Source organism: Paenibacillus sp. JJ-223 (genome assembly GCF_927798175.1).
GTDB classification, from domain to species: Bacteria; Bacillota; Bacilli; order Paenibacillales; family Paenibacillaceae; genus Paenibacillus; species Paenibacillus hubeiensis.
The window spans coordinates 155,249-173,378 of sequence record NZ_CAKMMP010000014.1; the positions used below are offsets into that span (position 1 = coordinate 155,249).

The 18,130-nt window shown below is 51.3% G+C and carries 21 protein-coding genes; all 21 read right to left on the bottom strand.

Annotation, left to right across the window (positions count from 1 at the left end; genetic code table 11):
* Positions 1-42: 42 nt before the first annotated feature.
* The 21 genes from recN to spoIIIAC all read right to left on the bottom strand — a co-directional run bounded on the left by recN (position 43) and on the right by spoIIIAC (position 18,122).
* On the bottom strand, positions 43-1,779 hold the full coding sequence (gene recN / locus L6H98_RS23120; RefSeq protein ID WP_236419947.1) for a DNA repair protein RecN: 1,737 nt from the start codon (positions 1,777-1,779) through the stop codon (positions 43-45).
* 128 nt (positions 1,780-1,907) lie between these two features.
* Entirely contained in the window at positions 1,908-2,357 is a 450-nt protein-coding gene (gene argR / locus L6H98_RS23125) for a transcriptional regulator ArgR (RefSeq protein WP_236419949.1), read from the bottom strand.
* A 37-nt stretch (positions 2,358-2,394) separates the two neighbouring features.
* Positions 2,395-2,883: a hypothetical protein gene (locus tag L6H98_RS23130; protein ID WP_236419951.1), complete on the bottom strand. Its 489-nt coding sequence runs from the start codon at positions 2,881-2,883 to the stop codon at positions 2,395-2,397.
* Between the two features lie 82 nt (positions 2,884-2,965).
* Positions 2,966-3,811, bottom strand: a complete 846-nt coding sequence (locus L6H98_RS23135) for a TlyA family RNA methyltransferase (protein ID WP_236419953.1) — start codon at positions 3,809-3,811, stop codon at positions 2,966-2,968.
* Between the two features lie 190 nt (positions 3,812-4,001).
* Positions 4,002-5,909, bottom strand: coding sequence for a 1-deoxy-D-xylulose-5-phosphate synthase (dxs, locus tag L6H98_RS23140; protein WP_236419955.1), 1,908 nt, complete (start codon positions 5,907-5,909; stop codon positions 4,002-4,004).
* A 271-nt stretch (positions 5,910-6,180) separates the two neighbouring features.
* Positions 6,181-7,086 (bottom strand): polyprenyl synthetase family protein, encoded by a 906-nt coding sequence (locus L6H98_RS23145; protein ID WP_236419957.1) that lies wholly within the window; start codon positions 7,084-7,086, stop codon positions 6,181-6,183.
* The gene (xseB, locus tag L6H98_RS23150) at positions 7,079-7,336 is read right to left on the bottom strand and encodes an exodeoxyribonuclease VII small subunit (RefSeq protein WP_236419959.1); all 258 of its coding nucleotides are present in this window, start codon (positions 7,334-7,336) and stop codon (positions 7,079-7,081) included. Before xseB ends, L6H98_RS23145 begins: the two co-directional genes overlap by 8 nt.
* The gene (gene xseA / locus L6H98_RS23155) at positions 7,326-8,690 is read right to left on the bottom strand and encodes an exodeoxyribonuclease VII large subunit (protein ID WP_290371484.1); all 1,365 of its coding nucleotides are present in this window, start codon (positions 8,688-8,690) and stop codon (positions 7,326-7,328) included. Before xseA ends, xseB begins: the two co-directional genes overlap by 11 nt.
* Before the next feature lie 8 nt (positions 8,691-8,698).
* Complete coding sequence (folD, locus tag L6H98_RS23160; RefSeq protein ID WP_236419961.1) at positions 8,699-9,556, bottom strand: bifunctional methylenetetrahydrofolate dehydrogenase/methenyltetrahydrofolate cyclohydrolase FolD; 858 nt, start codon at positions 9,554-9,556, stop codon at positions 8,699-8,701.
* Positions 9,557-9,604: 48 nt separating this feature from the next.
* Positions 9,605-10,057, bottom strand: a complete 453-nt coding sequence (gene nusB / locus L6H98_RS23165; protein ID WP_236419964.1) for a transcription antitermination factor NusB — start codon at positions 10,055-10,057, stop codon at positions 9,605-9,607.
* A gap of 250 nt (positions 10,058-10,307) precedes the next feature.
* Positions 10,308-10,541, bottom strand: a complete 234-nt coding sequence (locus tag L6H98_RS23170) for a DUF2273 domain-containing protein (RefSeq protein ID WP_236419965.1) — start codon at positions 10,539-10,541, stop codon at positions 10,308-10,310.
* A 14-nt stretch (positions 10,542-10,555) separates the two neighbouring features.
* Positions 10,556-11,095 carry an alkaline shock response membrane anchor protein AmaP gene (amaP, locus tag L6H98_RS23175; RefSeq protein ID WP_236419968.1) on the bottom strand — a complete coding sequence of 180 codons (540 nt, stop codon included), beginning with the start codon at positions 11,093-11,095 and terminating at the stop codon, positions 10,556-10,558.
* A 143-nt stretch (positions 11,096-11,238) separates the two neighbouring features.
* Positions 11,239-11,649: an Asp23/Gls24 family envelope stress response protein gene (locus L6H98_RS23180; RefSeq protein ID WP_236419971.1), complete on the bottom strand. Its 411-nt coding sequence runs from the start codon at positions 11,647-11,649 to the stop codon at positions 11,239-11,241.
* Positions 11,650-11,858: 209 nt separating this feature from the next.
* Complete coding sequence (gene accC / locus L6H98_RS23185) at positions 11,859-13,202, bottom strand: acetyl-CoA carboxylase biotin carboxylase subunit (RefSeq protein ID WP_236419972.1); 1,344 nt, start codon at positions 13,200-13,202, stop codon at positions 11,859-11,861.
* Between the two features lie 56 nt (positions 13,203-13,258).
* A complete protein-coding gene (gene accB / locus L6H98_RS23190) occupies positions 13,259-13,729 on the bottom strand; it encodes an acetyl-CoA carboxylase biotin carboxyl carrier protein (RefSeq protein WP_236419974.1) in 471 nt (156 codons plus the stop codon).
* 138 nt (positions 13,730-13,867) lie between these two features.
* Positions 13,868-14,695: a SpoIIIAH-like family protein gene (locus tag L6H98_RS23195; RefSeq protein WP_236419976.1), complete on the bottom strand. Its 828-nt coding sequence runs from the start codon at positions 14,693-14,695 to the stop codon at positions 13,868-13,870.
* Positions 14,696-14,756: 61 nt separating this feature from the next.
* Complete coding sequence (gene spoIIIAG, locus L6H98_RS23200; protein WP_236419978.1) at positions 14,757-15,395, bottom strand: stage III sporulation protein AG; 639 nt, start codon at positions 15,393-15,395, stop codon at positions 14,757-14,759.
* 16 nt (positions 15,396-15,411) lie between these two features.
* Complete coding sequence (gene spoIIIAF, locus L6H98_RS23205; RefSeq protein WP_236419980.1) at positions 15,412-16,260, bottom strand: stage III sporulation protein AF; 849 nt, start codon at positions 16,258-16,260, stop codon at positions 15,412-15,414.
* A gap of 25 nt (positions 16,261-16,285) precedes the next feature.
* On the bottom strand, positions 16,286-17,476 hold the full coding sequence (gene spoIIIAE / locus L6H98_RS23210) for a stage III sporulation protein AE (RefSeq protein ID WP_236419982.1): 1,191 nt from the start codon (positions 17,474-17,476) through the stop codon (positions 16,286-16,288).
* Positions 17,477-17,497: 21 nt separating this feature from the next.
* Positions 17,498-17,887: a stage III sporulation protein AD gene (gene spoIIIAD / locus L6H98_RS23215; protein ID WP_236419984.1), complete on the bottom strand. Its 390-nt coding sequence runs from the start codon at positions 17,885-17,887 to the stop codon at positions 17,498-17,500.
* 31 nt (positions 17,888-17,918) lie between these two features.
* A complete protein-coding gene (gene spoIIIAC, locus L6H98_RS23220; protein WP_056696521.1) occupies positions 17,919-18,122 on the bottom strand; it encodes a stage III sporulation protein AC in 204 nt (67 codons plus the stop codon).
* Between the last annotated feature and the right edge of the window lie 8 nt (positions 18,123-18,130).

Genomic DNA, 18,130 nt, shown 5'->3' on the forward strand with positions numbered 1-18,130 from the left:
TATAAGATAACCTTGCCCCCAGGCTTTTATTACTGTCAATCATTACGCCAGCCGCTCGTTTCCCCCTTTTTTGGCTTCCGCCAAATTGAGCATTTCCTGTGCATGATGGAGCGTTTTCTCGGTAATTTCGACGCCGCCGAGCATACGTGCCATTTCCTTGACGCGCCCTTCATTGGATAGTGACTCCACTTGAGTCATTGTGCGTCCGTCCATGACGTGTTTTTCGATCAAATACTGGTGATCGGCCATGCAGGCTACTTGAGGCAAATGCGTAATCGAGAACACTTGGCATGTCGAGGAGAGCCGGAATAATTTCTCGGCGATGGATTGTGCCGCTCTTCCGCTGACCCCCGTATCCACTTCGTCAAAAATAAGTACGGGAATGCGATCGTGGCGCGCAAAAATGCTCTTCATGGCCAGCATGATCCTCGACATTTCTCCACCTGAAGCAATTTTGCCAAGAGGCCGCAGCGGCTCTCCCGGATTCGGCGAAATGAGGAATTCTGCATTGTCCGCGCCTTGGCGGGTTAGGCGAATCCGTCGCCCATTCCACTCAATGCCTTTGGGATCTTCGAATGGCGTAATTTGGACCCGTAACGACGTCCGCTCCATTTGCAAATCCTTAAGCTCGCTTTCCACTTGGGTTGCCAGTTCTTCCGCACATTGCTTTCGAACCTTGCTCAGCTCCTCGGCGGATTCGAGCACCCGTTGAAGCAGCTTATCCCGCTTTGCCCGAAGCTTCTCCAAACGTTCGTCCTTATTTTCAAGCTGATCGGTTTCGTGACTGATCTGCTCGTAATATTTCAGAATTTGTTCTACGGTATCTCCGTATTTCCTTCTAAGACCGGTAATCAGGTTTAGCCTTTGTTCAACTTCTTCCAGCCTGCCGGGATTGAATTCGATTTTGTCACGATAGTCCCTAAGTTGGAATGCAACATCTTCAAGCAAATAATAGGCGGATTGCAACTGCTCTACGATCGGCTGGATGCCTTTGGTATCATATCCTGAGACATCTTCCAGACGGGATAGCGCAATGCTGACCGCTTCCAATCCGCGCTGGCCGCTCAGCAATTCATATGCACCCGCGACCGTGTCCATCATTTTCTCGCTGTGGGATAGTTTGACCCGTTCTTCGCTGAGCAATTCATCTTCACCCTCTGTCAAGGATGCCGCTGCAATTTCCTCTAACTGAAAACGGTACATATCGAGCAGCTGGTATGCCCGCTGGCTGGATTCCTGAAGTGCCCGCAGTTCCTTTTCCGCTGTCACAAATTCACTGTACCGCCGTTGGTACTCGGCTTTGACCGACCCAATTACTGCTGCTCCGTATGTATCCAGCAGACCTAAATGACTCTCTGCCCGAAGCAGGCTCTGATGTTCATGCTGACCATGAATATTGATCAGCTTCTCGCCCACTTCGCGCAGCATGGTCAGATTAACAAGTTGTCCATTAATCCGTGATGTGCTCTTGCCTTGTGTGTTCAACTCTCGTCGAATGACGAGATGTTCCTCCGGATCGCATTGAATGCCCAATTTCTCAAGCGTTTCCCACACCGGGTGGTTCGACTCCAGCTCGAACAATGCCTCCATTTCGGCTTTTTCACATCCATAACGAATGAGGTCAGCCGAACTCCGCCCGCCGGCGATCATGCCGAGCGCATCGATGATAATCGATTTCCCGGCCCCAGTTTCCCCTGTAAGAACGTGAAATCCGGGGTGAAATACCACATCCACCTCTTCAACCACGGCCAGATTACGAATCGATAAAGTAACCAACATTTGTCAAAGCACCTCCGGATGCCAAACTCTGCAAGTTGTTGTTTCGGACTCATCTCAGGACGACCTTCCCGAGCGATAAATGAAAGCTTATTTCGTGATTTCGCCAAATATCATTTCGGATTTATTTCTCAGGAAATATACCCCATGATGCGTTCAATCACGGTGACACTATTGGCTTCTGTCCGGCAAATGATGAGAATCGTATCATCGCCGCAGATCGTTCCCATTACTTCTGTCCACTCTATGTTATCCAGAAGGGCCGCAATCGAATTGGCGGTTCCCGGCAAACACTTCATCACCACCAAATTGTTCGTGTGGTCAATGTGAAGAAAATTGTCCACAAGCGCTCTCTTCAGCTTCTGAATCGGATTGTAACGCTGATCGGTAGGAAGCGAATACTTGTACCGCCCGTCATCCATCGGAATTTTGATCAACAGCAGTTCCTTGATATCTCTGGACACGGTTGCCTGAGTGACCTGAAAACCTGCTTGACGCAGCGCTTCCACCAGATCATCCTGTGTTTCAATATCGTTTTGGCTTATGATTTCACGAATTTTAATATGTCGTTGTCCCTTCATACATGCCTCCAGTTTGAATAATCCCTATAGCAACGACCTAGTCAAGATCGTCGCCATCATACACGTCTTCGTCATAATCAAGCAAACGGATCAATTTCACGCTTGCCTCTTCCAGATCTACGTACAACAGGCCATCACAACCTGGGTACAGAAGCAAGTAATGCAGGAAACGATCCCTCAAAGCAGGACCCGAAAATTCAACGGGCTGTCTGCGACGGGACGTTTTGACCAAATAGCGCGCATCTTCCCGCTCGGCGACGAAATCAATGAACAGCCTGCTGTAAAGGACCGATTCGTTGGCTTCAAACGCAAGCGGTATTTTCATTCTCCCCCCGATGACTTCATAACCTTCCGCTTCAAGCAAGTCAATTGCAGGAGAATCCTGAATATCCTCATTTAACGGAAGCCCTGACAAACTTACAGGAATTGGACGGTTCAACCAGCTTCGCCAGCCGTAAAACAGCCACAGCATCAAGCAAACGGCAAGCACTCCGATCACAATCGAGTCATATTGCCCTTCCATCATCGTTCACCTCATCCACTAATTCGAGGTTCGGAAGACATTTTCCTGTTCTTAGCATCACCTTTCCAGCGAAAAGAAACCCATCCTATGATGAGTTTCCCTTAAAAGTATGCGCAGCTTCCATTGCGATCCGATGCGCCAACGCATCAAATGGAGCCAGTTCGTTCTCTTGTTGTGGAGCATCCGGTTCTTCCAGACGCCAGTGCGCAAGAAATTCGATATTCCCTTCTCCGCCGGTAATCGGGGAAAAAGTAAGGCCTTGAAGACGAAGTCCAAGCTCATTCGCGAAACGAAGCATGGATTCCAACACTTCCTGATGGACCTTCGAGTCACGAACGACGCCGGATTTACCGACCTTCTCCCGACCGGCCTCGAATTGCGGCTTGATCAAAGCCACGATATGGGCTGGACGCTTCAACAAGGCCATAAGCGGCGGCAAAATGATTTGCAGCGAAATAAAGGATACGTCAATGCTCGCGAAATCAGGCACTGGACCTGTCAAATCCTCGGGTGTTACGTATCGGAAGTTGGTTCGCTCCATAACGGTAACCCGCTCATCATTCCTTAGCGACCAATCTAATTGGTTGTAACCGACATCGATGGCATAAACATGCGATGCGCCATGTTGAAGGGCACAATCCGTAAATCCACCGGTGGAAGAACCGATATCCAACATAACACGACCATTCATGTCGAGTCCAAAATGGCGAATTGCTTTTTCAAGCTTCAGTCCGCCACGTCCCACGTATGGATGCACAGCACCCTTCACCTTGAGTTCGGCTTCGCGCGGAATTTTCATGCCGGCTTTTTCGATCCGTTCATTATTGGCATATACCAGTCCTGCCATGATGGCTGCTTTTGCCTTTTCGCGACTCTCGTAAAAGCCTTGCTCAACCAGCAGAACATCAATTCGTTCTTTCGGGAGTGACATGTCTTTCTCCTATCCTGTAGTTAATCCAATGCTATAGAAATCGAATAAACCAATCACACTAGGCCACTTCGAATGCAGTACCATCTTCCGATCGCTGTTATCCCCAGATTGGTTCTGCCTCTTCGTTAATGTGTGTATGCTTTTTCCGGTTTATATAGGTCTATAAAAACATTTTACGACTTCCCTTAATCTAGGAAGGAAAGCGGGTTCTTGACATCCCGTACGAAGACTGGGCTGCCATGCTTCGCAGCTCGGCGCAAACATTTTGGGCCGTTAAGCCCACTTCCGCACGCTGCTCGTCAATGCTGCCATGTTCGATGAACCGATCCGGAACGCCCATGAGCTGTACATGAATGTCATGCAGACCCTGTTCTGCATAAAATTCAAGCACAGCGCTCCCCATGCTTCCTGCCTGTGATACTTCTTCAAGAACAATCAGCTTGGTTCCACGCAGCGCCAGCTCGCGCAGCATCGACTCATCGAGCGGCTTCAGGAAACGCGCGTTGATGACACCTGACGATATGCCTTCGCGTTTCGCCATATCTGCTGCCTCTTCGGCGATCTGCACCATCGACCCCGAGGCAATGATCGCATAACCTTCGGCAGGCCGCAATTGCTCCCAAGTCCCGATCGGAATCGGTATCAGCTGTTCGTCCATCGGAACGCCAACCACATTGTTTCTAGGATAGCGGTATGCAATCGGTCCATCGTTATAATCAAGCGCCGTCTTCATCATGTGACGCAGCTCGTTTTCATCTTTCGGCATCATCAGCACGATGTTCGGGATATGGCGCATAAACGCCACATCGTATACGCCTTGGTGCGTTTCCCCGTCCGGACCGACGAATCCGGCACGGTCAATGGCAAAAATGACGTTTGCGTTATGTCTGCAAATATCATGCACGATCTGATCATAAGCACGCTGCATAAACGTGGAATATACCGCATATACAGGCTTAAGCCCTTCCATGGCTAACGCAGCGCACATCGTCGCCGCATGCTGCTCGGCGATCCCCACGTCGATCATGCGATCCGGAAACGCCTTGCTGAACGGAATAAGTCCGGATCCGGTTGGCATTGCCGGGGTCACCGCGACGATTCGCTTATCCTTTTTGGCAAGCTCCACCAGCGTTTCCCCAAAGATTTCGGTATACATCGGTTTGCCAACGGCCTTAAGTACTTGGCCGGATTCAATTTTATATGGCGAGATGCCATGCCACTTATGCGAATCCGCTTCTGCAGGCTGATATCCTTTTCCTTTGGTTGTAAGGACATGGACCAGCACCGGACCATCCACGTTGTCAGCCTGCTTAAATGCCTCGATCAATTTGGGAATGTCGTGTCCATCAATCGGCCCCAAATACTTGAAGCCCAGTTCCTCGAACAGCACGCCTGGAACCATCATGTATTTCACACTATCCTTGATCCAGCTTGCCGATTTGGCCAAACGATCGCCGATACCCGGGATCCTTTTCAGCATGCCTTCTACGTCGTCCTTTGCCTTCAGGTAATGACGATCCGAGCGGATTTTGCTCAAATATTTATGCATTGCGCCTACATTGGGTGCAATAGACATTTCGTTATCATTCAGAATGACCATCAGCTTCTTTTGTTCGTGACCGATATGGTTCAACGCCTCAAAGGCCATGCCGCCTGTTAATGCCCCGTCACCAATCAGTGCAATCACCTTATTGTCCTCGCCCTTAAGGTCGCGTGCCAGGGCCATGCCCATAGCCGCCGACAATGAAGTGCTGCTGTGGCCGGCTTCCCAGACATCATGTTCGCTTTCATTTCGCTTGACGAATCCGCACAATCCATTGTGCTGCCGTAACGTATCGAAACGGTCCATGCGTCCCGTAAGAATTTTGTGAACATATGCCTGATGCCCTACATCGAATATCATTTTATCTACCGGACTGTTGTAGCAATAGTGCAGGGCCACCGTGAGCTCAACCACTCCTAAATTCGGGGCAAGATGCCCCCCTGTCACAGACAGCTTCTCGATCAGAAACTGCCGAATCTCTGCCGATAATAATACAAGGTCATCCTCAGACATCGACTTGAGATCGCTCGGTTGTTTAATTTGTGGAAGCAGCACGAGAATCTCCCCGCTTTCCTAGATTGATTAAATAGCCGTGATGTATACAGCTTATTTGTTAACATTAAAAAACATTATATCATAAATGACCAAGAAACCTAATTTGCGTCAGCAACCTTCAGTCCGCGAGCCGTTTCGCCAAATGGCACACGGGTTACAGCCTATGTATCTTTTACGTCCGTTCACCGATATGGATGCAAAAAATGCATCAAATCCATGTACCCTGATCCGAATGTATTGAAACATCGACTAACCCTGCTGCTTCTGGAAGCTAGTGATCCCTGTTCATTAAATAATCGGCAATTTCCATCAACCGGGACGAATCCGGCAGCCCGGCTCTGTCAAGCGCATCCTTCGCAGACCGGGTCAGCACGCGGACCTGCTCCAGCGAGGCTTCCATTCCGATAAAAAACGGATAGGTAACCTTCTGCTGGTTCACATCACTCTGCGTTTTTTTCCCCATCTTCTGTTCATCGCCCGTTAAATCAAGAATGTCGTCCTGAATTTGGAAGGCCAGCCCCAGATCTCTGCCGAACACGCGCAGCGCCTCCAATTGTCCTTCCGAAGCTCCGCCAATCCGGGCTCCTGCCAGCAAGGAGAACACGATCAGATCGCCGGTCTTATGCAAATGAATGTACTGCAGCTGCTCAAGGCTGGTCATGCCTTGCTCGCCTTCCATGTCAGCCACCTGTCCGCCAACCATGCCTCTGGCACCCGCCAATTCCGCCAGGTCTTCCACGATGGACAGCAGCGCTTCTGCCGGAACGCCATGGGAACGCCCCGCTTGCACAATACTGTAAAACGCATGCGTAAGCAGTGCGTCACCGGCCAATATAGCCGCGGCCTCCCCAAACACTTTATGGTTCGTAGGTTTACCTCTGCGATAATCGTCGTTATCCATGGCAGGCAGGTCATCGTGGATCAGCGAATACGTATGAACCATTTCCACGGCGCAGGCCACCGGCATTGCAGCACTGCGCTGCGCACCGAGGGCTTCCGCCGCGGCGACGACCAACAATGGGCGCAGGCGCTTGCCCCCGGCCATCAGCGAATACTGCATGGCTTCGCGCAAAGATTTCGGCACGTCCCAATGAACAGGCAGCGCTTCCTGCAGCGCTGCCGTAACCTCATTAGCCGTATTTTGCAGATACTGTTCGAATGATAGCCGATTACTCATTCGGTTCACCGCTTTCGTCAAGCGAAGTTCCAAACGGTTTTTTGCGCAGCTCCCCGTCTTCTTCCACGATCATTTCAATTTTGCGTTCCACCTGCTCCAGTTTGATGCCGCACAATTGCGAAAGCTTCATCCCCCGTTGAAACAGATCAATGGCCTGCTCAAGGGGGACATCCCCATGCTCCAGTTCGCTCACGATCTCTTCCAGAGCGGCCATTGCTTCTTCAAAGTTCAATTCCGGTTCATTCGCCATGGGTAGTGTCGTCCTCCTTCATTCCCCAAACCTGACAGTCCAGCTGCCCGTCGGTGAGTTTGATCTTGATTGAGTCTCCGGGCTGCACATCCTTCAGGGACTTGATCAACCGTTTCTCCTGCTCATCATAGACGAGGCTGTATCCGCGAGACATGACTTTAAGCGGACTGAGCGCATCCAGATGGCGTACGGCAGATGCCCATTTTTGCTGTTTAGACTTCATGATGGAATTCATCGCCAACTCCAGTTGGCGCCTCGCAGCAGTATGTTCCCGGCGTGCCGCGCCCACTTGTTCACGAGGATTGAACCGCTGCAGCGCGGCGTGAAGGCGCTCCCGCTTTTCTCCCGTCCATTTCATCCGCGAATCGATGCTCCGCATCAGTCGCTGCTGCAGCATATCGAGCCGTTCGGCGTGCTGGAGCAGCGTCCTTCTCGGGTGTACCAACACCGGCGAACGCTGCAACCGCTCCAGCCGCTCGCGGCTTTGTGCCGCCCGCTGACGAAGCCGATGCTGCAGCTGCCTTTGTCTTTGCGCGATCTGCTGCGCCAGTTCAGCCCGGCTTGGCACCGCTAGTTCTGCGGCAGCGGTCGGCGTTGCCGCGCGCAGGTCGGCCGCAAAGTCTGCAATCGTAAAATCCGTTTCATGACCAACGGCTGAAATCACCGGAATCCCCGAGCCTGCAATCGCCCTTGCAACCATCTCTTCATTAAAAGCCCACAGCTCCTCCAGCGAACCGCCGCCGCGTCCAACGATCAGCACGTCCGCTTCTCCCATTCGGTTTAAACCTTCAATGGCTTTGACAATGGAAGGTGCCGCACCTTTCCCTTGCACCAGCACCGGATACAACACGACCCGGGCAGAAGGAAATCTTCGCTGCAGAGTGGTAAGAATATCCCGAACCGCAGCTCCCGTCGGAGAAGTGATCACGCCAATGGTTTGCGGATATCGGGGAATATCCCGTTTTCGCAAGGGCGAAAACAAACCTTCATCCTCCAGCTTTTTTTTCAGCTGCTCATAAGCAAGATACAGGCTGCCAATGCCATCAGGCTGCATATGCGTGGCATAAAATTGATACTGGCCATCGCGTTCGTACACGGAAACATTGCCTCGCGCAATAACCCTCGTGCCCTCTTTGGGCACGAAGGGTAATCGCTGATTATGCGAAGCAAACATGATCGCTTTAATCCGGCTGTCCTTGTCTTTGAGCGTAAAATACATATGTCCGCTGGAATGGTGGGTGAAGTTGGAAATTTCGCCTCGAAGCCACACGTCCGACAGCACCTGATCGGATTCCAGTTTCATCCGGATATACCGATTCAGGTCCTTGATGGAAAATATCCGTTGTTCAGCCACGGGTATACCTAGCTCAAGCCGTGAGCGCGTTTGGCTGCAATCAACGTATTTTGCATCAGCATCGTAATCGTCATCGGACCTACGCCGCCGGGAACCGGTGTAATCGGTCCAGATACTTCCTTCACGCTCTCGAAATCAACATCGCCTGCGAGCTTGCCGTTATCCAAACGATTCATGCCTACGTCGATCACGACCGCACCCGGCTTGACATAGTCTGCGTCAACGAAGTTGGCGCGGCCGATGGCTACAACCAGAATGTCTGCTTGGCGAGTAATCTCTTTCATGTTCGCCGTGCGGGAGTGGCACATGGTGACAGTTGCATTCTCGCGTTGCAAGAGCAAGGATACGGGTTTACCGACGATGTTGCTGCGTCCGATAACTACGGCATGTTTGCCGGACATTTCAATGCCCGTGCGTTTGATGAGCTCGATTACACCGGCTGGCGTACAAGGCAGCAGGCTGTCGTCACCGATGACAAGATTGCCCACGTTGACCGGATGGAATCCGTCCACGTCTTTTTCCACCGCGATGGCATCAATGACAGCTTTCTCTTCGATATGATTCGGCAATGGAAGCTGAACCAGAATCCCGTTAATGCTATCCTGTTTGTTCAGCTTGTCCACGAGCGCAAGCAGGTCTTCCTGGGAAGTAGCTGCATCCAAACGATGAACTTCCGAATAGAAGCCCAGATCCTGACAAGCTTTTTCCTTGTTGCGTACGTAAACATGGGAAGCAGGGTCATCTCCAACGAGTACCACGGCGAGGCCGGGAACAACTCCCTTCTCTGCAAGCTGCTTCACTTCGGCGGTAATGCCTGTACGAATTTCCTGGGATACTTCTTTACCGTTGATAATAGATGCTGTCATTTACTCTCTCTCCCTTATGTGAACATAGAATAAGTAACCTGCAAAAAATTAAGACAACTTCTCCTTGATGGTACCCACTTCCTGAATCATGCGGCCAAGAACGCCGTTAACGAATTTTCCGGACTCGTCGGTCCCGAAGTGTTTGGACAGTTCAATCGCTTCGTTAACGGATACTTTGGCAGGGACATCATCCTGGAATACCATTTCGTAGGCGGCCAGCCTGAGAATCTGGCGGTCAACCCTGGACAAGCGGCTGATTTGCCAACCTTTGAGATAATCCCCAAGCAAACCGTCAATCGCTTCCTTACGATCCCATGTCCCTTGCACCAATGCCGTTACATACTCGCGCATCGCATCCGCGTCGCGAATGACCACATCGGTTTCGTTTTCTTCCGCCGCTTCATTGATCAACATGTTGACCGCTTCAGCAGCGCCAACCTCATTCATTTCCATCTGGTACAGGCTTTGTACCGCAATTTCCCTAGCCAAACGTCTTTTCATATCCTGCCTCCTGCAGCATTCCGTCCGGAATGCTCCTCATGCTTATTTTCAAACAACCATTTCCACACTGACTTGCTTCTGCATCCGATTGAACACCATGCATTTCAAGCAAGCTGCAGCTTGGTTTGATCTACATCTTTGGTATTATTGTGTTCCCTTTTCACAAAAAAACCTGCAATACGTTTCCTCCAAAAAAATGCATATTAAACTACAGCCATTTTGGAAGAAACCTATTGCAGGGTTCAAGCGGCTACTTAAACGGACGCCAGCGATCACCCAGCCATTGCCCCCACTCCCGCCAAGGAATGTGGAATTCCAGCTTTGAATCACTTCGTCTGCCCAAGGTATACCCGACGAACACCAAAAGTGCAAAGAACAACATATCCCAAAATCCAATCCATACGTAAAGAAAACCAAAAAAGATGCCGCCGACTATGCCGAGAATCCGGCCTTTGTAATTATCCCAAATCTCTCTCCACAGCATCAGTGAAATTCACCTCATTCCACTCGACTCTTGTAGTTAGGCGACTGGGTAACGTTCGCAATATACACAGTAACAAAGGAAACCGGAATACCCGTAATCTCCTGTACATGATCATGTATTGCCTTTTGCAGCTCGGTCGTCAGTGCCGGAATCGGCGTCTCGCCATCCACCACGGCCCTGATCTTGATCTCCAGTCCTGACTCAACCACGCGAATTCTTGCCTTGACATCACGTACGCCACGGAAACGCGAAGTGGCTTTCATGCACAAATTTTCGATCGTTTCCATCGAAATCTGCACATCGCCATATTCGGTACGCTGGTCGACGGAAGGCAGCGAAGCACGCTCGCGCCGGACGGAAATGTAGAAGAAGCGCAAACTCAGGATAAACAAAACCGCGGCCGCGATCACGGCGGCAACAATAACGTTCTGTTCCTGCTGGTAATTCAATTCGTAAGGCAGCACTCCGCTGATCAGGAGAATGACCACTGCCGATATTGCTCCAACGCTTATGCTGTATAGAAACAACAGAAGCCGATCCAGTATTTTTGCCACGAACTGCACAGCCTCCCTTGCTTACCTACGTTTCTTGATACCCAATCTTGTGCACCTGTCTCGGCTCACTGTCCCATTGGCCGAAAAGATCTGTCCAAGAAGGGATAACCCCCGGCACCCATGCCGGGGGAATTGAACTTCTTTTATTTCACGCGCTGAGTGGTAGGCTCAACTTCCTCCACCTTCTCGGCGCTCTTGAATTGAACGTCGTGAATATGCACGTTGACTTCGTTCACATTCAATCCGGTCATGTTTTCAATCGAGCGCTTCACGTTTTGCTGGATTTCTGTAGCCACTTGCGGAAGGCGATACCCGTATTCGATGATTACCGATACGTCAACGGCTGCTTCACGCTGTCCGACTTCAACCTTCACGCCTTTGGACAAGTTCTTGCGGCCCAGCAGCTCGGCAAAACCGCCAGCAAAACCGCCGCTCATGCCAGCTACGCCTTTAACTTCAACGGTAGCCAGTCCGGCAATAACTTCGATAACCTCAGGTGCGATTTGGATTTCACCGATATCCGTCCGTTCAAATTCTGTCGGCAGTGTACTCATAACTGTTCAACACACCTTTCGCGAAATAAGTTGGCGGCCATCCGTCAGGGCCAGTCCCGATTCATTCGGGCACCCTGCGGTCCGGGAAACCGGAGCCCCTGCAACCTTCATCCGCGTGTGCGGGCTCATCCACTGCAGGAGACATGCGCTCTTATTATTCATACTATATCATTTGAGGTACATTATGACAAACAAGTCCAATATACCTGTTAAATCTCGTTTTCCTCAAGAAACTTGATATCAAAGTCCCCGCGAACGAACGTCGGGTGATCAAGCAGCTTCAAGTGGAAAGGAATCGTGGTCGATATGCCTTCGATGGCAAACTCGCTCAGTGCGCGCTTCATCTTTGCAATGGCCTCTTCGCGCGTTGCTCCCCATACGATCAATTTCGCGATCATGGAGTCGTAAAAAGGGGAAATCGTATACCCTGGATATGCTGCGCTATCCACGCGCACGCCCGGGCCTCCCGGAGCCAGATAGAACCCGATTTTACCCGGAGCCGGCATAAAATTGCGATCCGGATCCTCGGCATTGATGCGGCATTCGATGGCCCAACCGTTAATCACGACGTCCTCCTGACGGAAAGAAAGCGGATGCCCTTCGGCAACGGCAATCATTTCGCGAATCAGATCCACGCCGGTAATCATTTCCGTCACCGGATGTTCGACCTGAATGCGTGTATTCATTTCCATGAAATAAAACTCGCCCGTCGGACTAAGCAGAAACTCAAGCGTACCTGCTCCCGAGTAATTGACCGCCAACGCTGCTCTGACAGCGGCTTCCCCCATCAGGGTGCGCACTTCTTCCGTCAACACAGGGCAAGGCGCTTCCTCGACAAGCTTTTGGCGGCGGCGCTGCACAGAGCAGTCACGTTCGCCAAGATGAACGGCATTGCCGTGTTTGTCGGCCATGATCTGGATTTCCACGTGTTTCATACCCGTCAGAAATTTCTCAAGGTATACGCCCGCATTGCCGAATGCCTTCTGGGCTTCCTGCTGGGCCGTCGTGATTTGTTTGACGAGCGATTCCTCGTCTTCAGCGATACGAATTCCTTTTCCCCCACCGCCGGCGGTTGCCTTGATGATTACCGGGTATCCGATATCTCTGGCGATCATGATCGCTTCGTCCATATTTTCGACCAATCCGTCCGATCCCGGAATGACGGGCACGCCCGCATCCTTCATCGTCTGTTTGGCAACGGCCTTGTCACCCATTTTGGTAATCGCTTCTGGGGAAGGGCCGATAAAGGTGATGTTGCAAGACGCACAAATTTCGGCGAAATCGGCATTCTCTGCAAGGAACCCGTAGCCAGGGTGGATCGCATCGCATTCAGTCAGCGTAGCCACGCTCATCAGGTTGGTAAAATTAAGGTAACTGTCCTTCGACAAGGTCGGACCGACGCAATATGCTTCGTCCGCCAGGCGCACATGCAGGGAATCCTTGTCCGCTTCCGAGTAAACCGCTACCGTCGAAATGCCGAGCTCACGGCAGGCACGAATAATACGTACCGCGATCTCGCCGCGGTTCGCAATCAGTATTTTATGAAATTTCATTTCGATATTGTCCTCCTTCGAAGCTCATCCGGTTGCCGTTCCTACGGCGATGGCCATTATTCCGGTTTGACCAGGAACAGAGGTTGTCCGTATTCGACCAGTTGGCCGTTCTCAACCAGCACTTCAACGATTTCGCCCTTGACGTCGGCGTCAAGCTCGTTCATCAATTTCATCGCTTCGATGATGCAGACCGTTGTTTTTTCAACAACCTTGTCGCCCTTGCTTACAAAAGGACCCGCTTCCGGCGAGGAAGCTCTGTAGAAGGTACCCACCATCGGTGATACGATTTTATGTAAATGGCTTGCAGGGTCAGCTTGCGGAGCAGCTTCGGAAACGACCGGAGCCTGCTGTACTTGCGGCGCAGCTGCAACGATTTGCGGAGCTTGCACGGCAGCGGCCTGAATCACCTCGGTTTTGCCAGGCTTGCGAATCGACAGGCGCGATCCTTCATTTTCAATTTCCAATTCCTGAACGGAACTTTCATCCACCAGTTTGATCAGTTCTTTGATCTCACTCAATTTAAACATTTCCATCATTCACTCCTTTGGCATCATGCCAGTCTCACTAGGACGGTCATATGGCTTTATGTATTATATCACAATCGTTCAAAATGGAAAGGGCCCGGCAGAATCCCACTCTCCGGGCCAATGTCCAACTTACGCTGCTTATTGCTCCGTCACGTATTGCACGCTGATTTGGTTTTGCGATACGGCCAGCTCTTTCATCACCAGATCCACGATCGATACCGCTTGCTTTACATCCAGTTTGTCACTAAGCACAAGTACTTTATACTTGTCTGCTTCTTCCTCTACGATGGCATTGGCGTATTGTTGCGACAATGTTTCTTCGATGCCTGTAATTTTCGCTTCCTTCTCTTCCAGGGCGCGAAGCTCTTCGGTTGCCTTCGCATTTTCTTCCGGCGTTTTGCTCAGGTCGCCCGCGATGGTCATCAATTCCTCATATTTGCGATTGTTGCTTTCTTCCCGCTGCCATTGATAATTTTGGAACTGGCTGCTTGCGGAAACGGCTGTATTTTGTTCCTCCATTTCCTTCAGCACCTCTTCGTCGGTTTTGGCTGTGCCTGCATCCGCTCCTTCGGTACCTGTTCCGCTGACGTCAGGGGTCGTTGCGGTTCCTTTGTCGGCCTCTTTACCGGTTTCGCCTTTCTCTCCCGATTCGGCCGCAGGTGTTTTGCCCGTATCGCCAGTTTTCCCTTCATTAGAAGACGGTTCTTCAGCCGTGCCTGCTGCAGGCTGCTGTCCTTCTGTAACAGCACCTTCGCTTACGACTTCATTCACAACCAGCCCTTCTGTCGGATCAATAATGGACGTTGTTTCCGTGACATCACCTTGCTTCATGCTGTCGACTTGCTGGCTGTCTGCTACAGGCGTATTTACAGGGCCGCTGTCCTCCGTGAACAGGTAGTAGGCTGACAAAATGACCATTAAGCTTAACATCGAGACGAGCCAGATTGTTTGGCGTTTGTTATTCATTCCAATTCCTCCTCAGATTAACTTGGCTTTGTTTCCATCAAGCTGCCGTTCCATCAAACGGCTAATCCTGCTTGCGCGGCACAACCGAAATCCGGTAAGCGGCGACGTTCAACCCTTTTTCCACGGCATCCGTAATCAGGTCCTTCACGACTTTGTTCTCGGCTCCCTTCGCTACGACGAGTACACCTCTGATCTGCGGTTTGAGCCTCTTGGTGACGATCGGCGTCTGATCACCCGACACTTCATACGTGATGATCTCCCCGTCCCGGGTATACTGGGTCATGTGCCTTTTTCCGCCATTGGCATCCGTTTCTTCCGTGAGCTGTTGGGAATCCTTTACGTTCCGCTGAACAACCAGCTCCTCGGTGGAATCGACGGTGACCATGACGTCGACCGTCCCCACGCCGACGATGTTTTCCAACACACCTTTGATTTTGTCTTCAAACGCGGTTTCAATCACCTGAAACGGATTGGACTCGTCAAGGCCCTCCTGAACGTTTGCTGCCATGGATGCAGCAGGATTGGGCGGTTCTCGCCCGATGTTTTCGGAATCTACTTTTTTGACGTTGATGAACGAACTGAACACCATGATGCCCACGCCGATCAAGCCAAGAATGATGAGCCATCGAAACGTGTTGCTGCGCTTCTGGCCTTCACCGCCGCTGAACAACGATTCGATCTTTTTAAACCACTGCTTCATTCGGACCCCTCCTTCTTCATAGTGGTTTTGCCCCCCGCTGTTCCTGAACGTGCACTTTGCTCGCATCCACGTCCCAATTCTCGCTGAGCAGGGTCATGATCTGGACGGTGAGTTTGGAATCGGGGCCGCCTTCCTTCCCTTCCTGAACGATTCCCTGTTGTTCTTGTTCACCCATCGCAGGCAAAGCCCCGCTCTCCGGATCTTTCGGCTTTTCCTCCGCAGCATTGGCATCTGCGCCAATCTGCACGGCCGGAATGTGAACTTCTCCGATTTCGATCGGCTCCCTTGTTGCCAAAGATTCTTCTTCCAAAGCTGCCGGATCGGTTTCGTTCATGGACTTCGTTTCCGCCCCGGTGCCCTGCAGAGCCTCTTCTTTTCCCTGCTCTTGATGTTGTGCAGCCATCGTCACCAGCACCTTGCGGATGACGGGTAATTCAGCCTGCGCAAATGCCGAGTCCGGCGATGAGTGCAGCTCCATGCCCAGTTGAACCTCTACGGATTGAACCCGTTTGCCGGTTTCCTCCTCAATCTGATCTTTCATCGCGCTGGAGAGCTCCCTTGCGGTCCACTGTAAGGACTGTTCCTGTTCGCCGGCTCGCAATTTTTTGCCCTCAGCCAGGATTTGCTCCAACGTTACATTCCCTTCATCCATATCTCCCATAGTCGACATGGCCCGCTTGAGCTCGGCCACCGGATCGCTTCGCAGCAGCTTGGTCAGGGGGGACAACAGCGTAAGCAGAATAAGGAGGCTCAGCACAAGCTTGACGTACCGCTCCATGGAACGATTGGGCAGCAGCATCTCCACAAAGGTTGCGAGCAGGACAATCATGATCAATTCCTGAAGCCAGTTGCTCAGCCACCCCATCCTTTCCGCCTCCCGTCCCTTTCCTTTATCGCATCATCACCGTCAGATTACCTGCTGTGAGCAGTATGGTAATTGCCAGAAAAAACATCAGTCCGACCGCAGCCAGGGCGGCAAATACGTAGATCATCGCTTTCCCGATTGCCTGCAGACACCCGACGATCGGAGTGTCGCCCAGCGGCTGCATGATCGCACCCGTTATGTTGTAGATCAAGGCAAGGGCAAGAATCTTGAGTGCCGGAAAGGCGCAAAGAAACAATATGATAATGACTCCCGTCAGCCCGATCGCATTTTTGACGAGCAATGAGGCCGTGAATACGGTATCGGTGGCATCCGCGAACGTCCGTCCCACAATGGGAATAAAGTTCCCTGCAATGTATTTTGCTGCCTTCAGGCTAACCCCGTCCGTGACGGAACTCGTCGCTCCCTGCACGGAAATGACGCCGAGAAACATGGTGAGCAGTACGCCCAGCAGTGCCACGCTAATGTTGCGGAGCAAGTCGGCAAGCTGTGTCAGCTTGTATTTGTCGGAGATCGAGCTGACCAGATGCAGCACCGCCGAGAAGAACAACAACGGAAAAACGAGCATGTGAATGAGCGTGCTTACCAAATGAATCATGAAAATAATCATGGGATGCGTCACGGATACCGTTACGATGTTCCCCATCGATGCGAGGAGGGTGAACAGCAGCGGCACCATCGCCATCATGAAACTGACCATGCCTTCAATGGCATCTTTGGCGTATCCGATCGCCACGCTGAAACTGTTGATGGCAATAATGATGATGACCATGTAACAGATCGCATACGCGATTTTGCTGATATTGTTTTTCTCAAACGCGGTCTGCAGTGTCTCCAGGATCATGCTCAGCACGCTTAACATGACAATGGTGACCAACAATTTGCCGTTGTACATGATCTCGTGCAGCATAAAGGTTCCGATGGCAACGAAAACCGATTTCAGGCTGAATCCTTCATTGCCGGGAACGAGCATATCCATGAAAGAAGGCGTCTTTCCTTCGGGAAAAAAACCGCCATACTGCTTCATTAGCTGGTCCCAGTACTTTTCCACCTGGTCTTTGGGCAGCTCATTCGCCTGTTGCTGCATCCATTCGTCCGCAGGCGCAGTTGCCGCAGCCTGTCCGATAAAGGCAAACAGAAAACACGTCACAAGGATAAAAGCAAGGCTCCAGCGCGGCTTCTCTCTGATTCGGTTCATGAATAATCCGCATGCCTCCTTTTACACCGGCATCAGCTTCATGACGGTTTCGATAATGATACCGATGATCGGAATTGCCAGCACGAGGATCAGCACCTTGCCGGCAAGTTCGATTTTGGAAGCGATGCTTTCCTGGCCGGCATCCCGCACGATCTGTGCGCCGAACTCGGCGATGTAGGCAATGCCGATAATTTTAAGCACCGTTTTCAGGTAAACGCTCTCCATGCCCGAGTTTTCGGCCAGCCGTTTCAGCACATCGATCACGGACCCGATTTTTCCGATCAGCAGCATGAAAATGACAATGCCGGTAGCCGCGGCGATCAGAAACGCAAACATGGGCTTCTGTTCCTTGATGACAAGAATGAGAACCGTTGCGATCAGCGCCAGACCCACGACTTGAATAATCTCCACAGGTCACCACCATTCCGGCTTCATGACCGCATCATTGGAACAGGAATATCGATTTGATTTCCTGCAGCAGGCCGTCCAGCATGCGAACAACCATGAACAGCACAACGACGAATCCAATCACGGTCACCCAGTGCGCCATATCTTCCTTTCCCATCTGTTTCAGAACGGTATGAATCATCGCAATGATGATACCGATTCCCGCAATCTGAAAAATTGCGTTTACTTCCAAATTCATGACCTTGG

Coding starts and splice junctions, on each gene's coding strand:
- recN (WP_236419947.1), bottom strand. CDS start 1,779: ATGTTGGTTACTTTATCGATTCGTAATCTGGCCGTGGTTGAAGAGGTG.
- argR (WP_236419949.1), bottom strand. CDS start 2,357: ATGAAGGGACAACGACATATTAAAATTCGTGAAATCATAAGCCAAAAC.
- L6H98_RS23130 (WP_236419951.1), bottom strand. CDS start 2,883: ATGATGGAAGGGCAATATGACTCGATTGTGATCGGAGTGCTTGCCGTT.
- L6H98_RS23135 (WP_236419953.1), bottom strand. CDS start 3,811: ATGTCACTCCCGAAAGAACGAATTGATGTTCTGCTGGTTGAGCAAGGC.
- L6H98_RS23145 (WP_236419957.1), bottom strand. CDS start 7,086: ATGAGTAATCGGCTATCATTCGAACAGTATCTGCAAAATACGGCTAAT.
- xseB (WP_236419959.1), bottom strand. CDS start 7,336: ATGGCGAATGAACCGGAATTGAACTTTGAAGAAGCAATGGCCGCTCTG.
- folD (WP_236419961.1), bottom strand. CDS start 9,556: ATGACAGCATCTATTATCAACGGTAAAGAAGTATCCCAGGAAATTCGT.
- nusB (WP_236419964.1), bottom strand. CDS start 10,057: ATGAAAAGACGTTTGGCTAGGGAAATTGCGGTACAAAGCCTGTACCAG.
- L6H98_RS23170 (WP_236419965.1), bottom strand. CDS start 10,541: ATGCTGTGGAGAGAGATTTGGGATAATTACAAAGGCCGGATTCTCGGC.
- L6H98_RS23180 (WP_236419971.1), bottom strand. CDS start 11,649: ATGAGTACACTGCCGACAGAATTTGAACGGACGGATATCGGTGAAATC.
- accC (WP_236419972.1), bottom strand. CDS start 13,202: ATGAAATTTCATAAAATACTGATTGCGAACCGCGGCGAGATCGCGGTA.
- accB (WP_236419974.1), bottom strand. CDS start 13,729: ATGTTTAAATTGAGTGAGATCAAAGAACTGATCAAACTGGTGGATGAA.
- L6H98_RS23195 (WP_236419976.1), bottom strand. CDS start 14,695: ATGAATAACAAACGCCAAACAATCTGGCTCGTCTCGATGTTAAGCTTA.
- spoIIIAG (WP_236419978.1), bottom strand. CDS start 15,395: ATGAAGCAGTGGTTTAAAAAGATCGAATCGTTGTTCAGCGGCGGTGAA.
- spoIIIAF (WP_236419980.1), bottom strand. CDS start 16,260: ATGGGGTGGCTGAGCAACTGGCTTCAGGAATTGATCATGATTGTCCTG.
- spoIIIAE (WP_236419982.1), bottom strand. CDS start 17,476: ATGAACCGAATCAGAGAGAAGCCGCGCTGGAGCCTTGCTTTTATCCTT.
- spoIIIAC (WP_056696521.1), bottom strand. CDS start 18,122: ATGAATTTGGAAGTAAACGCAATTTTTCAGATTGCGGGAATCGGTATC.